The organism is Sphingopyxis sp. H053 (genome assembly GCF_001468225.1).
Taxonomy (GTDB): Bacteria; Pseudomonadota; Alphaproteobacteria; order Sphingomonadales; family Sphingomonadaceae; genus Sphingopyxis.
Genome location: NZ_LNRU01000001.1, coordinates 147,187 through 162,688, shown reverse-complemented (window position 1 = coordinate 162,688; position 15,502 = coordinate 147,187). Strand labels below are relative to the sequence as shown.

Sequence of the window (15,502 nt, the reverse complement as noted above, 5' to 3'; positions counted from 1 at the left end):
ATCGCTTCAGTTTTGATCCACAGCCCCGCGACGCACCCCGGCACCCCCGAGGGTGCCGGAGCCACGCGTCACGCCAGCAACGGAGCGCCCACGTACCGCTCATATTCCTGCTGATAGCGCTTGGTGAGCATGGCCTCGTCGGCGACCGATGCGCTCTCTTTGAGCTCGAGGAACCAAGTGCCTTCTTCCTGATACATATGATGCTGCACAGCACCCTCGATATGCTCGAGCTTGTCGATGAAATCCTGGGACATGGGGTCGAGCTTCTCCAGCATCGCCATCTCTACCTTGACCATTGCCTGCTCGTCATAGCCCATGGCCGCGTGCGCTTTGTGCGCCTCATCGGCCATAGCGGGGTAGATGACGGCCTCTTCGGCGATCGCATGCCCGGTCAGGATGACGCCGAGTTTCTTGAGCGCGGCCGTGCGGCTCGCGCTGTCCTTGCACGCTTTCACCTCAGCAAAGGCGTCCTCGAGGTCCAAATGATGCTGAAGGATTTGGTCGAGCCAGTCGCCGGGCATCGCGGCGCCGTTCGCCTTGGTGCGCGCTTCGCGACGTGCCTCCTCGCTTTCGGGAGGCGTGACGGCGGCGATAAAGCGGTCGAGAAGCGACATGGATATTCTCCTGATGAGGGCAACCAAAAGCTGGGCGCCGTACGAGGAACCCCCGCGCGAGAGGCGATGTTCCGTACGCTCCGGATAATCCAACCTGGGTTAGTATGATTTTTCGCGGGACCGACTGAATTCGGCTACTGCCCACTCTCACTGAACTCATGCGCTCGCACTTATGGGGCCGAGCCGCCCCAGAGGTTTCAGGGCGCGCAGCACTCAATTTTTCCGAGCCTATGAAATGACCGTTTTCGGGGAAAACCGCTTTGGAACGAACAACCGAGACGAGGCGCAAACCCGCCGTTTTATCGGGCGCTTGAGGGTTTCAAATGGCGACTTCCAACAAATTATAACATAAGTGTCCCCGCGAAGGCCGGGATGACGGGGTGGGTTATTTCGCCGGGGTCTGATCCAGCCAGCCGCCGGTGAAACCGATGCGCTGGAGCCCACGGACGATATGCGGATTTTTGCGCATCACCTTCCACACAAAACCGCTGCGATGGTTTTCCATCATCGCGAGGATCGGCCCCTGGTCGATACCGAGATAGTCGTTGGCGACCCATCCGTGGACCGGATCGACCGCGCCGCTGCGCATATTCGGATCGGCAAAGGTGAAACTGGGGTTGAACGCGTCCTTGAAGCCGTAGCGCGTATAGAGGCGCGCGCCATATTGCGTGCGCATCGCCATCAGTGCGGGGATCGCCACCTCGGGCGCAAAGGCGACCGAGCCGCCCGCCGCGGTCGGGACGACCGTCCCGTCGTCGACGACGCGGATCGCGCTGACGCCGCGCGCCATATAGCCGTTGAAGAAGCGCGGGGTTCCGCCGACGCTATATTTATCCTTCGAATATCCCGGCCCGTCCGACGCGGTCCAGCCCCAGATATCGGCGCTATAGCCCGTCCATTTGTTCGGATTGTCGGCGCCATAGGCACGCTGCGCCAGCGTCGCGCGGCGGCTGTTCTCGAAATAATCGATGCCCTTGCCGCGCATGAAGTCGTCACGGATACCGCGGAAATCGACCCAGACATGGCTGTACTGGTGCCCGAACAATGGCTCGAACTGCAGATGCTGCTGCCCGTAATAGGTGCCCCAGTCCTTTTCGAGATCGGTGGCCCAGCCCTTGTCCCACGCGTCCTTGCCGACCGGATGCGTCGGCGATCCGAGAGCCAGCACATAGACGAGCATGCCCTCATTATAGCCGACCCAGTCGTGCGTCTCGAAACCCTTCTCCGGCTTCCACCCCATGGTGATGCCGTGCGAACCCGCGAGGTTCCGCGCCTCGGTGCCCGTGTTGGTCCGCTGGACGAAGGTCCAGTCGACGCGCGTGTAGATCTTCTCGGCAAGATCGCGGATCTCGGCCTCGACCGGATCGTTCCGGTCGTAATAGCTTTGCGCGAACAGCGCGCCGCCGAGGAACAGGCTGGTGTCGACGGTCGACAATTCGGTCGTCTTGTGACGCGTGCCGTCGTCATTCTTCAGGAAGTGATAGAAAAAGCCCTTGTAGCCCGTGTTGCCCGCCGCTTCGGCACCCTGCGGAGCGGTCCAGTAGAAGCGCAGGCAGTCGCGCGTGCGCAGCGCCGCTTCGGCGCGCGTCACATAGCCGCGCTCGGCCCCGATCCCATAAGCGGTCAGCGCAAAGCCCGTCGCCGCGATCGACGAGAAGGGGTTGCTCGGCCAGCGATCGGGCGCGAGGCAGCGCTTGGTGTCGGTGGTGTCCCAGAAATAGCGGAAGGTGCGCTCGGTCAGCTCTTCGGAAAAGGCGGCCTCGGTCAGCGGCGGCAATTTCGTGGCCGATGTTGCGACTGGTGCGACGGCCGACGGCGCCGGAGTGGGGGTGCATGCCGTGGTCAGCGCGAGCAGGGGCAGGAGCGATGCCCCGATACGAAACGACATGCGATACTCCAAAAAAGTGAGGCGCCCGGCCCGCGGGAGGGGGGTGCGGGACGGGCGCCTGTCAGCCGGTCAGAAAGAGAATCCGGCCGATAGCTTTACCGTTCGCGGCGTGTTTCCGCCAACGCCAATGCCCGAAATTTCGAGATAGCGGGGCGACGTCGGGTCGTTGTTGTAATCGACATAGTTGCGATCGTTGAACAGGTTCAGAATGTCGACGCGAAGGCGCAGGCGCGATTCCTCGCTGATGAACTTGAACGGGATATATTTGGTGATCGCGACGTCCATCTGGCGGAAACCCCAGCGATCGCCATTGCCGTCAGCCTCGTTCGAAATGACGGTGCGGCTGGGGTTCGCTCCGCCCTGGTTGATGAACGCCTTGAGGTGCGGCGGCGAGGCGATCTGGAACTTGCCCGACAGTGTGACGCCGATCGGCAGATCGACCGAGCCCGTCGCGACCAAACGATGCTTGCGCACCCCGCTCGACCGCGTGACGGTATAGTCCTCCAGCGACGGAAAATCGAGGCTGAAGGTTTCGCCAAACTGCCGGTTTTCCTCGGCTTGGGTATAGGTATAGGTTGCCGAGAAGCTCCACGGCGACGCGGCCGTGTAGTTCTTGACCAGCTTGAGATAGCCCGTGTCCGCGCTGGTTTCGATGCCGTTGGTCCCGATGATGATCGACCCGAAGCCCGGAGGCGCGAAACCGAAGGGCGAGTTCGGCGCCGCGGGTGCCGGCGGGAAGAAGGTGCCGTCGGGACGGCGGTTGCCGAGCAGATAGGCGAAGCCGTCCTTCGATTCGATATGGCTATAGCCGACCTCGGCCTCGAACAACGGGGTTACCCTGGCGCGGAAGCCCAGGCTGAACTGGTCCGAATAGGGAACCTTCAGGTCGTTCTCGATGAAGCGCAGCTCGCGGCCGCCGCCCGCGCCGGCGCCGGCGAGCAGCTGCTGGCGGCCCGCTTCGGTCAGGTAGATCGGGTTCCACGGCACACAGGTCGGCCCGGGGGCGCATGTGTTGTTCGGGTCGCCGGTGATGAAGTTGAATGTCCGCGTGGTGAACGATCCGACGCTGATTTCCTGCTGCAGGAAGTCGAACTGGTTGCGGTCGTACGAGCGCCCCGCCCCGCCGAACACCACAAAGCGCCCATCGTCGTCGAGCTCGTAGCTGAAGCCGATACGCGGCTGCCACGCGCCCGTGAACGCCTTACGCTCGCTGCCCGTCGAGATGAAGTCGCGGATGTCGTAATCGGCGTTGACGAGGTTCGGGTAATTGGCCGGCGACACCGCGTTCACCGCATCGGCGGGGTGGACGAAGTCAAGGAAGGCCGGCGTCCGCTCATAATCCCAGCGCACGCCGAGGTTCAGCGTCAGCCGGTCGGTAACCTCCCAATCGTCCTGCACATAGATGCCGAACTGGAAATTCTTCGAATTGATGATCGGGTCGCCGTTGCCCGTCGAGGCGCCGAACTGGACGCGGTAGGGCACATCGTCGTTGAAGGTGCCACCACCGGGGTTGAACGCCGGGTTATAGGTATAAACCGGATTGAAGGCGTTGAGCTGCAGCGAATTGAGTTCGACCCATTTCGCCTTGGCGCCGACCTTGATCGTATGGCCCTCGAACCCGGTCCAGGTGAAGTCGTTCTGGACGCCCCAGCCCTTTTGGCCCTTTTCCTGGAAATTGCTGCCGCCACCAACGCGCAGGATGTCGCCGCGGACGACCACACCCGGCTGCGGATTGGTGGGCGACGGGCCGGCATAGGCAAAGAGGAAGCCGTTGCCGAATTCGGTCGGCGTCGGCGCCCATTTGGCGTCTTCATAGGTCAGCTTGAAATCGTTGATCCAGTTGTCGGCCGTATGCTCCCAGCGCGCGGTGACGCGCAGTTCCTCGACATCCTGCGAGCTGATCGTGCTGCGCGCGTTGAAACCGCTGCCCAGAAACTCGCCGGTTTCCTTGCGATATTTGCCCGACAGCTCGATCAAGTCGCTGTTCGACGGCTGGAAGTTGAGTTTGCCGAAATAGAGATCTTCGTTGAACGTCGCGTTGGTCGGGCCGAACACGCCCTGATATTCGGACGGAAAATAGCTGACCGGCAGGTTGAGTCCCGGCTGGACGTCGACCGGCTGCTGCTGCCGCTTGCCTTCATAGGTCACGAAAAAGTGCAGCATATCCTTGATGATCGGACCACCCAGCGCGCCGCCGAACTGGAAATCCTTCGTCTTGACCTTCCTCGTCGTCAGTTCGGTCGGCCGCGCGTCGCGCAGGCTCTGATCGGTGTAATCGATGAAGGCTTCGCCGTGGAATTCATTGGTGCCCGACTTGGTCACCGCGGTGATCGCCACCGAGCTGACCTGGTCGAATTCGGCCTTATAGTTCGACGAAATGACGCGATATTCGCCGACCGCGAGCTGCGGGAAGGGATTGCCCTGCGTCGAATCCTGGCCGGTTATGCCGTTCTTGAGAACATAGTCCTTCTGCCCGACGCCATCGATGAAGATGTTGACGCCGCGGCTGTCCTGGGCGCCGCCTTGCAGGCGCGATTGGCCGCTGGCCCCGGTCACGAACTGGACGCCCGGCGCGAGGTCGGCAAAGGCGAGGAAGTTGCGGTTGTTCTGCGGCAATACCTCGATCTGGCGCTGAGTGATGTTCGAACCGACCTCGCCGCCCTCCATCGAACGGATGCGGGTGCCCGTGACGATGATCGCGTCATCGCCGCCCTCGGCGATGTCGGGCTGCGAGAAATCGAAGTCGAGCACGGCGCTCTGTCCAACCGAGAGGGTGAATTCGTCGGTGTTGCGCACGCCGCCCGGCGTCGTGATTTCAAGCCGATAGGTGCCGACCGGAAGCGAAGCGATATTGTAACTGCCGCTCGTGCCAACCGTCGCGGTGCGCGTCAGGCCGGTGTTGACGTTGATCGCGGTGACCTGCGACACGCCGCCTTCGGCCTTTATCGTGCCGCGCAGCGAGGCGTTCGACACCTGCGCATACGCAGGTGTCGCCACCCCGACGGCGAGCGCGGCACCGGCGCTGCTCCATGCCAGCGCAGCGGCGAGCGTGCGGGCGCGCGACCGGCGCGCGGAAACGGTCTGAAATTCATGCGGAAACTTCACGGCATCCTCCCTTTTTGGCCCCCGACATTCCCCGCGCTCGTTTTCTTCGCTGGCCGGCCTTGCCTCCGGTGCAGCGACGAGTCGCGGGAAATCGCGTCGTTGTTTTTTTAGTTTGTAACCGGTTTCACGATCACTGTATAGGGGGAAGCGACACAGAGGGATGCAATCGGGGGCCAGCCGGTTTTCGGCCGATTTCGGCCAATCCTCGTGACAATGTATAAGCAAATCCGACTGGGAAGGACGAATCATGCCGCCGATGACGCGCAACCTCACATGCCTGACGCTGGCCACTCTGATGGTGGCTGCGCAGCTCTCCCCCGCCCCGCTGATGGCCAAGCCCGCGACGAGCACGAACGAGGCGGCGTCGATGGATTCCGCGGGCTGGATGCGTCCCGATCCGAAGATGGATCGCTTCGTCGCCGACCTGATCGCGAAGATGACGCTCGACGAGAAAGTCGGGCAATTGTCGCTGCTCACCAGCGACTGGGATTCGACCGGTCCGACGATGCGCAAAGGCTATCAGGACGATATTCGCAAGGGGCGCATCGGGTCGATCTTCAATGCCTTCACCGCCAAATATACGCGTGAACTGCAGCGGCTGGCGGTCGAGGAAACGCGGCTGAAGATCCCCTTGCTCTTTGGTTATGACGTCGTCCACGGCCACCGCACCATCTTCCCCATCTCGCTCGGCGAGGCGGCGAGCTGGGATCTGAAAGCCATTGAAAAAGCAGCACGAATCTCTGCGACCGAAGCATCGGCGGAGGGTATTCACTGGACATTCGCGCCGATGGTCGACGTCGCGCGCGACCCCCGCTGGGGCCGCATGTCCGAGGGCGCGGGCGAAGATGTCTACCTCGGCAGCAAGATCGCGGTCGCGCGCGTGCGCGGTTTCCAGGGCGACGATCTGAAGCGTGTCGACACCGTGCTCGCAACCGCCAAGCATTTCGCCGCCTATGGCGCGGCGCAGGCCGGCCGCGATTACCACACCGTCGACATCTCCGAACGCACGCTGCGCGACATCTATCTGCCGCCCTTCAAGGCCGCCGCCGACGCCGGCGCCGCGACCTTCATGACCTCGTTCAACGAATATGACGGCGTCCCGGCGTCGGGCAGCCACTATTTGCTCACCGACGTGCTGCGCAAGAAATGGGGCTTCAAGGGATTCATCGTAACCGATTACACGTCGATCAACGAAATGGTCCCGCACGGCTATTCGCGCGACCTGAAACAAGCGGGCGAACAGGCGATCAACGCCGGGGTCGACATGGACTTGCAGGGCGCGGTGTTCATGGATCACCTCGCCAAGTCGGTCGCCGAGGGCAAGGTCGACGTCAAACGCGTCGACGAGGCGGTGAAAGCGATCCTCGAAATGAAATATCGCCTCGGCCTGTTCGAGGATCCCTATCGCTACTCGGACGAAGCGCGCGAAAAGGCGACCATCTATCGCCCCGACTTCCTCGAGGCGGCGCGCGACGTCGCGCGCAAGTCGATCGTGCTGCTGAAGAACAAGGACAATGCCCTGCCCCTCGCCGCGACAGCGAAGTCGATCGCGGTGATCGGCCCGCTCGGCAACAGCAAGGACGACATGATCGGCAGCTGGTCCGCCGCGGGCGATCGCAAGGAGCGGCCGGTGACATTGCTCGAGGGGATGCAGGCGCGCGCGCCCAAGGGCACGACGGTCGCCTATGCCCGGGGTGCCGGCTATCAGTTCGCCGACGCGGGCAAGAACGACGGCTTTGCCGAGGCGATCGCGCTCGCGCAGAAATCCGACGTCATCATCGCGGCGATGGGCGAGCATTGGAACATGACCGGCGAAGCGGCGAGCCGCACGTCGCTCGACCTGCCCGGCAACCAGCAGGCGCTGCTCGAAGAGCTGAAGAAGACCGGAAAGCCGATCATCCTCGTGCTGATGAGCGGGCGCCCGAACAGCATCGAATGGGCCGACGCCAATGTCGATGCGATCCTCGAGGCCTGGTATCCGGGCACGATGGGCGGCCATGCGATCGCCGACGTTCTTTATGGCGATTACAACCCGTCGGCCAAGCTGCCCGTGACCTTCCCGCGCAATGTCGGGCAGGTGCCGATCCATTACGACATGAAAAATACCGGGCGGCCGATCAAGCCCGAGGATCCGAACGCCAAATATGTCTCGCGCTATCTCGATACGCCGAACACGCCGCTTTATCCGTTCGGTTACGGCCTCAGCTACACCAGCTTCGCTTATTCGCCGGTGACGCTCGACAAGGCGAAAATCCGCCCGGGTGAGAAACTGACCGCGACCGTCACCGTGACCAACAGCGGCGCGCGCGATGGCGAGGAGGTCGTGCAACTCTATGTCCGCGACCTCGTCGGATCGGTGACGCGGCCGGTGAAGGAGCTCAAGGGCTTCGAGAAGGTGATGCTCAAGAAGGGCGAGAAGCGCACGATCCGCTTCACCCTGACCGACGCCGACCTCGCCTTCACGCGCCAGGACATGAGCTGGGGCAGCGAGCCCGGCCAGTTCAAGCTGTGGGTCGGTCCGTCGTCGGCCGAAGGGTCGGAGGCCAGTTTCGAGCTGACCGAATAGGATGACGCCGATGCGTGCCCGCAACCTGATCGCCCTTGCCGCCGCGCCGCTGGTCTTCACCGCACCGGCGCGCGCGCAAGCGCCCGAGCGCCCGAACATCGTGTATATCATGTCGGACGATCATGCCTATCAGGCGATCTCGGCTTATGGGTCGCCGGTGTCGAAGCTCGCACCGACACCGAATATCGACCGGATCGCACAAAACGGCGCGATCTTCACGAACAGCTTCGTCGGCAATTCGCTTTGCGGCCCCAGCCGCGCAACCTTGCTCACCGGCCGCCAGAGCAACGCCCACGGCTTCAAGCAGAATGGCAACAAGTTCGACAATAATGTCTGGGTCTGGCCCCGCGCGCTGGCGCAGGCGGGCTACACCACCGCGATGTTCGGCAAATGGCACATCAACCAATCGCCCGCGGGCATCGGCTTCGACGAATGGAAGGTCCTCGACGACCAGGGCGAATATTATAACCCCGACATCATCACGCCGAAGGGGCGCAGCGTCGTCGAAGGCTATGCGACCGACCTTATCACGCAGTACAGCCTCGACTGGCTGAAGAACGGCCGCGACAAGTCGAAGCCCTTCGCGATCCTGATCCATCACAAGGCGCCGCACCGCAATTTCATGCCCGCGCTGCGCCATGTGCAGAAGTATCAGGGCGTGAGCTTCCCTGTTCCGGCCAATTATTTCGACGATTATGCCGGACGCCGCGCGGCGGCGGCGCAGGAAATGAACATCTATCGCGACATGTACGAAGGCCACGACCTCAAGATGACGGTCGCGGCGGGATCGGCACAGCTTCGCTACAACCGGTGGCCCGGCGCGTTCGACCGCATGACGCACAAGCAGCAGGCCGAATGGGACGCGCTGATGCAGGCCGACAACGACCGGATGAATGCGGCGAAGCTCGCGGGACAGGACATGGCGCGCTGGAAATATCAGCGCTACATGCAGCAATATCTCGGCACCGTCGCCGCGGTCGACGAGGGGGTCGGCGCGGTGCTCGACTATCTGAAGGACAGCGGCCTCGATCGGAATACGATCGTCGTCTACACATCGGATCAGGGCTTTTACCTCGGCGAACATGGCTGGTTCGACAAGCGCTTCATCTATGAAGAATCGATGCGGACGCCCTTCCTGATCCAATATCCAGGTCATATCCGTCCCGGAACCCGCATTACCGCGCCGATCCAGAATATCGACTATGCGCCGACCTTCCTCGATTTTGCCGGGGTGAAGGGTCCGGGCACCATCCAGGGCCGGTCGATGCGCGCACTTTTCGCCGCCCGTCCACCCGCCGACTGGCGCAAGGACGTCTATTATCATTATTACGAATATCCGGGCTTCCATTCGGTTCGCGCGCATTATGGCGTGCGCGGCGAGCGCTACAAACTCGTGCGCTTTTACGGCGCCGACATCGATGCCTGGGAATTCTATGATCTGAAGACCGACCCCGGCGAAATGCACAACCGCTTCGACGACCCGGCGATGAAGGCGCCGATCGCTACAATGAAGCGGAAGCTGGTCGAACTTCGGCGCCAGTATCAGGACGATAGCGGACCCTCGATCTAGGCCGGCGACTTGTCGCGGGGGCCAAGCGGGGTTAGGCGCAGATACGTGAGTCCCGACACGCCACCCCCGCCCTCCGCGCTCGCGCCGTTCCGCTACCCGGCGTTTCGCGCGATCTGGATCGCGAACCTCGCGTCGAACATGGGGTCGATGATCCAGTCGGTCGCCGCCGCGTGGCTGATGACCGAACTCACCCAATCGCACCTGCTGATCGCGCTGGTACAGGCGGGCGCCACAATCCCGATCCTGCTGCTCGGTATCTTCGCGGGCGCGATCGCGGACAATTTCGACCGGCGGCGCGTGATGCTCGCGGCGCAAACGGGGATGCTCATCGTCTCGGCGGCGCTGACGCTGACGACCTATCTCGACGCGATCACGCCGCTAAGCCTGCTCTTCTTCACCCTCGCCGTCGGATGCGGGACCGCGCTCAACGGCCCGGCGTGGCAGGCGTCGGTGCGGCTGCAGGTCGGGCCGAGGGACCTGCCGCAGGCGATCGCGCTCAACACCATCGCGTACAACCTTGCGCGCAGCGTCGGCCCGGCGCTCGGCGGCCTGCTGATCTCGATTGTCGGCACGGCCGCCGCCTTTGGGCTCAATGCGATCAGCTATATCGTGCTGATCGTCGTGCTGCTGCGCTGGCATCCCGAAACCACGCCGCGGCGCCGCACTTCGATGCTGACCGCGATCGCCGCGGGCATAAGTTTCTGCGCGCATTCGGACCCGGTACGCCGCGTGCTGATCCGCGGCTTCGCGTTCGGCTTTGGCGCCGCGGGGTTTCAGGCGCTGCTGCCCTCGCTCGTCCGCGACCGGCTGCACGGCACCGAGGTCATCTATGGCCTATGCCTTGCCGCCTTCGGCGCGGGGTCGATCTTCGGTGCGCTGCTGGTGAGTTCGGCGCGGCACCGCTGGGGCAGCGACCGGGTGGTGACCGCCGCCTCGCTGATCTTTGCCGCCGCGATGCTGCCGGTCGCGCTCACGACAAGCCTTCCATGGGTCATCGTTGCCGCCTTCGTCGCGGGCGGGGCGTGGGTGTCGACGCTGACGACGCTCAACGTCGCGATGCAACTCCGTTCGCCCGAGGAAATCCTCGGCCGCTGCCTGTCGATCTATCAGGCGGTAACCTTCGGCGCGATGGCGCTCGGCGCCTATGCGCTCGGGCTGATCGCCGATCTGGCGTCGCTACCGGCCGCGATCCTGATTTCGGCCGGCTGGCTGATCCTCTCGGCGCTCGTGCTGCGCTTTGTCGCGCCGATGCCGCGGCGCGACGAAGGCAGGTTGTTGCCCTAGACGCGCGGCCTTCCATAACGCGCATAGAGCGTCGGCAGCGCGAACAGGGTAAGCAGCCTCGGCGCGATGGGGTGGGCGCGGCGATGATCGTCGAACGGCAATAGGCATTGCGAAAAAGCGCGGCTCCTTTATGGGCTGCGCGGGCGGGGCTTGCCCCGCGCATGATCGCGTCGGTGCCCGAGAGGGCTTAAAATGGGAACGCGGTAACGGGGTTCGTCCTGAACCCCCGAAGCCGAGGCTGTCCCTGCAACTGTAAGCGGCGAGCGCGATGCACCGGTCCGAAACTTTCGGATCAGCCACTGGGGCCACCCTGGGAAGGCGTGCATCAAGCCCTGACCCGCGAGCCAGGAGACCTGCCGGCGTGGGTCGCTCAATGCCCTGGCCCAGGGAAAGGCCGCGGCACGGAGACATCCGTCGAGCGACGACCAAGCGGCTGGAGCCGCTTCGGTGCCGGAGGCGCAGGCATTACGCCGCTTGCGACGCCAGCACCGGTCGATCGCGCCCGCGCATCGGCAGGCTCCGCCTTCGTTGCCGGCGTGCGGGGGGTCTTCCCATGAAAACGCGTACCGACGCCGAACACACGGCGAAGATGAAGAAAATCCAGGCCGCGCAGGCGAAGAAGGTCGCGACGAAAACCGTCGAAAAGGGCCTGATCATCGTCCACACCGGCCCCGGCAAGGGCAAGACGTCGGCCGCGCTCGGCATGGCGGTCCGCGCGATCGGCCACGGCATGAAGGTCGGCGTGATCCAGTTCGTGAAGGGCGCGATGGCTACGGGCGAGAAAGCGGTATTCGACCGCTTCCCGGACCTGATCGAGTTCAAGCCGATGGGCGAAGGCTTCACCTGGGACACGCAGGACCGCACGCGCGACATCGCGGTGGCGCGCGAAGCGTGGGACGAGGTCAAGCGGATGATCGCCGACCCAAGCTATGCGATGGTCATCGCCGACGAACTCAACATCGTGCTGCGCTACGACTATCTGCCAGTCGATGAGGTGCTCGAAGCGCTCGCCGCCAAGCCGCATATGACGCATGTCATCATCACCGGCCGCAATGCGCCGCAGGAACTGATCGACGCCGCCGATCTGGTGACCGAAATGGCGCAGGTGAAGCATCCGTTCCGCGAACAGAATGTGAAGGCGCAGCGGGGGATCGAGTTCTGATGCAACGGCGCGGCCTGTTGACGCTCGCGGCGCTGTCGGGCGGCGCGGGCCTGTTGTGGGCAGCCTCCCCCAACCCGCCCGCGAAAGCGCCCGCGGTTCCGCAGCGCATCGTGTCGATCAACCTGTGCGCCGACCAGCTTGTGCTTGCGCTCGCCGACCGGGAGCAGATCGCGGGGCTGACGAAGAATGCAACCGACATCGAAATGTCGGGCGAGGCGGCGAGGGCGCACGGCATCCCGCTGCTGAGCAATTCGGCCGAGCAGATATTGGCGATCGAGCCCGACCTGATCATCGGCATGCCTGCTAGCCGCAGCGCAGCGCTCCGCGCGCTGCCGAAGCACACCTATCCGCTACTCGACCTCGCCACCGCAAACACCGTCGATGAAATCTACACCTCGATCCGCGAAACCGCGGCGGCGGTCGGCCATCCCGAGCGCGGCACGGCGCTGATCGCGCGGATGGAGCGTGAGCTGGCGGGCCTGCGGAAGCCGGGGAAGGGCCGCGTCGCCGCCTATTACCAGCGGCGCGGTTATATGACCGGGACGGGCACGCTGATCGACGAGCTGATGACGCGCGTCGGCCTCGTCAACCTCGCGGGCAAGCTCGGCAAGCCGCCGCTCTCGCAGCTCAGCCTCGAAGAGATGGTCGCGGCGGAACCCGATTTCCTGATCGTCGAAAGCGCGACCGACAAGGTGACCGACCAGGGGAGCGAAATGCTGCATCATCCCGCATTGAAGGGCATTCCGCGCATCAGCGTCCCGCAGGCGTGGACGGTCTGCAGCAGCCCCGCCTACTCGCAAGCGGCGCGCAGCATGGCGGCGCAGATCGCGCGCATCGATGGGGGCCGCTCATGACCCGCTTCGCCCTCCCCCGCTGGTCGCTGATCGCCGCGTTGTCGGCGCTGGCATTGGCGTCGGCGGTCGTATCGCTGCTGTTCGGCGCGGTCGACCTGTCGGTCACGCGCCTGCTTGCGGCCGCGACCGGCGACGGCGACAAGGTCGCGAGCGTCATCCTGTTCGATCTCCGCCTACCGCGCACGTTGCTCGCGCTCGCCGTTGGCGCGATGCTCGGGCTCGCGGGCGCGGCATTGCAAGGCTATCTGCGCAATCCGCTCGCCGAGCCGTCGGTGCTCGGCACGTCGAACGCGGCAGCGCTTGGTGGTGTCGCCGCGATCTATTTCGGGCTGGCCGACATCCATCCGATCGTGCTGCCCTTGCTCGCCACGGGAGGCGCGCTCCTCTCGCTCGCTTTGCTCTTCATCCTTTCGGGCAAGGCCGAAAGCCCGCTGACGTTGATCCTCGCTGGCATCGCGGTGGGGACGCTGGCGGTGGCGGGGACCAGCTTGGCGTTGAACCTGTCGCCGAACCCGTTCGCTGCGATGGAGATCATGACGTGGCTGCTCGGCAGCCTCGAGAACCGGTCGTTCGACCATGTATGGATCGCGCTGCCGTGCATCGCGATCGGCACCGCGATGCTGCTGTGGAACGGGCGCGCGCTCGATGCGCTGACGCTCGGGGAAGATGCGGCGCAGGCGCTCGGGACGGACCTGCGGCGCACGCGGCTCCGGCTGCTGATCGGCACCGCGATCGGAGTCGGCGGCGCGGTGGCCGTAACGGGGGCGATCGGTTTTGTCGGGCTGATCGTACCGCATCTCATCCGCCCGCTCACCGACCGCAGCCCCTCGGCGATCTTGCTGCCCTCGGCAATCGGCGGCGCGGCGTTGCTGACGCTCGCCGACCTCGGCGTCAGGATCATCCCGACGACGAACGAACTCAAGCTCGGCGTCGTCACCGCGTTCCTCGGCGTCCCGGTCTTCCTTGTCCATCTGATGCGGGAGCGACGGCTATGGTGAGCCTGGTCCTCGACCATGTCGGCGTCACGCTCGCCCGCCGCGCCGTCGTCCACGACGTCAGTGCCGAATTCGGGCCCGGCACGCTGACCGGGATCGTCGGCCCCAATGGCGCGGGCAAGTCGACGCTGGCGCGCGCGATGCTCGCGCTGGTTCCGGCAAGCGGTTCGGTGCGCGTCGATGGCGTCGACGCGGCGACGATGCCGCGCGGCGACCTCGCGCGGCGCATAGCCTATGTCCCGCAGGGACAGACGCTGCACTGGCCGCTGACGGTCGAGCGGCTTGTCGGGCTGGGGCGGCTGCCGCATCTCGCGCCGATGTCGCGGATCGCCGATGCCGACACCGCCGCGATCGAGCGCGCGATGACGCGCGCCGACGTGCTCGACCTGCGCGACCGAATCGCGACCGAATTGTCGGGCGGCGAGCGCGCCCGCGTGCTGTTCGCGCGGGCGCTCGCGGTCGAGGCGCCGGCGCTGATCGCCGACGAACCGCTCGCAAGCCTCGACCCGGGGCATCAGATCGACGTGATGGACATGCTGCGCGCCGAAGCCGCGGGCGGCGCGCTGGTGATCGCGGTGCTGCACGACCTGACGCTCGCGGCGCGCTATTGCGACCGGCTGCTGCTGATCGACGAAGGCCGGATCGTCGCCGACGGGACGCCCGGCGAGGTGCTGACCGCTGAGCGGCTGCGCGCGGTCTATGGCATCGACGCAGCGGTCGAGACGGGCGGCGAGTGGCCGACGATCACCTTGTTCGGCCGCGCCCGATGAGCGCCGAAACGCTGTTCGCCGAGCAGGGATATGCGGCGGTGCCGCTGTTCGATCCGGAGGTTGTCCGGGCGGCGGCGGGCGACATCGCCGAACATATCGACCGCGTCTCACGCGCGCTGTACCTGCCCTTCGAACAAAGCTGCCCCGACGCCCCGCCGAGCGAACGGATCGACCGCGTGTACGCGCACGAGCGCAGCGTCGCGAACCTGCTGCGCGTCGCAGTGTGTACCGACGCGCATCGCGGGCAGAGGCTTCAGGCACTCGCGAACGATCCGCGGCTGATCGAAACCGCCGGGCGGCTCGGCGGCCGCGCGCTGGCGGGAAAAATCGTGCGCGTGCGCGCGAGCATCGCCTGTTTTCCCGAGCATCGCCACGCCTGGCACAGCGACGTTGCGCGCGACGACGGCACCGGCTGCGGCAAGGTCGTGGTGACCGCATGGATTCCCCTCAGCGATGCGGGGCCCGAAAGCGGCGGGCTGGAGATCGCGGCGGGGCGCCAGCCCGCGCCGCTGGCGAGCGAGGGCGACGATGGCTTTGAAATCCCCGAATGGCGGCTTGCGGGCCTGCCGCGTGTTCAGCCCGCATGCCCGGCGGGGACGGTGCTGTTCCTCGATCGCTTCACCCCGCATCGTACCTTGCCTGCGCGCGCGACGCGCTTTGCGCTCGTCATATGGATGAAGGCCGCCTGACCCGA

11 protein-coding genes and 1 riboswitch are annotated in these 15,502 nt (G+C 64.8%); of the genes, 8 read left to right on the top strand and 3 right to left on the bottom strand.

The window, feature by feature from the left end; genetic code table 11:
• Positions 1-68 precede the first annotated feature (68 nt).
• The 3 genes from ATE70_RS00700 to ATE70_RS00690 all read right to left on the bottom strand — a co-directional run bounded on the left by ATE70_RS00700 (position 69) and on the right by ATE70_RS00690 (position 5,607).
• Positions 69-707: a hemerythrin domain-containing protein gene (locus tag ATE70_RS00700; protein ID WP_231732542.1), complete on the bottom strand. Its 639-nt coding sequence runs from the start codon at positions 705-707 to the stop codon at positions 69-71.
• A gap of 292 nt (positions 708-999) precedes the next feature.
• Positions 1,000-2,502 carry a glucoamylase family protein gene (locus ATE70_RS00695; protein ID WP_058536050.1) on the bottom strand — a complete coding sequence of 501 codons (1,503 nt, stop codon included), beginning with the start codon at positions 2,500-2,502 and terminating at the stop codon, positions 1,000-1,002.
• A gap of 69 nt (positions 2,503-2,571) precedes the next feature.
• Positions 2,572-5,607: a TonB-dependent receptor gene (locus ATE70_RS00690; RefSeq protein WP_058536049.1), complete on the bottom strand. Its 3,036-nt coding sequence runs from the start codon at positions 5,605-5,607 to the stop codon at positions 2,572-2,574.
• 247 nt (positions 5,608-5,854) lie between these two features.
• On the opposite strand from ATE70_RS00690, the gene bglX reads away from it, so the two are divergent.
• From bglX to ATE70_RS00650, 8 genes are all read left to right on the top strand, one after another.
• On the top strand, positions 5,855-8,173 hold the full coding sequence (bglX, locus tag ATE70_RS00685; protein ID WP_058536048.1) for a beta-glucosidase BglX: 2,319 nt from the start codon (positions 5,855-5,857) through the stop codon (positions 8,171-8,173).
• A gap of 10 nt (positions 8,174-8,183) precedes the next feature.
• A complete protein-coding gene (locus ATE70_RS00680) occupies positions 8,184-9,743 on the top strand; it encodes a sulfatase family protein (RefSeq protein WP_082639372.1) in 1,560 nt (519 codons plus the stop codon).
• 45 nt (positions 9,744-9,788) lie between these two features.
• Entirely contained in the window at positions 9,789-11,027 is a 1,239-nt protein-coding gene (locus ATE70_RS00675; RefSeq protein WP_058536046.1) for an MFS transporter, read from the top strand.
• Positions 11,028-11,182: 155 nt separating this feature from the next.
• A riboswitch (cobalamin riboswitch) is annotated at positions 11,183-11,402 on the top strand.
• A 178-nt stretch (positions 11,403-11,580) separates the two neighbouring features.
• Positions 11,581-12,189: a cob(I)yrinic acid a,c-diamide adenosyltransferase gene (gene cobO / locus ATE70_RS00670; protein ID WP_058536045.1), complete on the top strand. Its 609-nt coding sequence runs from the start codon at positions 11,581-11,583 to the stop codon at positions 12,187-12,189.
• The gene (locus ATE70_RS00665) at positions 12,189-13,043 is read left to right on the top strand and encodes an ABC transporter substrate-binding protein (protein WP_058536044.1); all 855 of its coding nucleotides are present in this window, start codon (positions 12,189-12,191) and stop codon (positions 13,041-13,043) included. Before cobO ends, ATE70_RS00665 begins: the two co-directional genes overlap by 1 nt.
• The gene (locus ATE70_RS00660) at positions 13,040-14,041 is read left to right on the top strand and encodes a FecCD family ABC transporter permease (protein ID WP_058536043.1); all 1,002 of its coding nucleotides are present in this window, start codon (positions 13,040-13,042) and stop codon (positions 14,039-14,041) included. Before ATE70_RS00665 ends, ATE70_RS00660 begins: the two co-directional genes overlap by 4 nt.
• Positions 14,035-14,808, top strand: coding sequence for an ABC transporter ATP-binding protein (locus ATE70_RS00655; protein WP_058536042.1), 774 nt, complete (start codon positions 14,035-14,037; stop codon positions 14,806-14,808). Before ATE70_RS00660 ends, ATE70_RS00655 begins: the two co-directional genes overlap by 7 nt.
• Positions 14,805-15,497, top strand: coding sequence for a phytanoyl-CoA dioxygenase family protein (locus ATE70_RS00650; protein ID WP_058536041.1), 693 nt, complete (start codon positions 14,805-14,807; stop codon positions 15,495-15,497). The genes ATE70_RS00655 and ATE70_RS00650 overlap by 4 nt, the downstream gene beginning before the upstream one ends.
• Positions 15,498-15,502 lie beyond the last annotated feature (5 nt).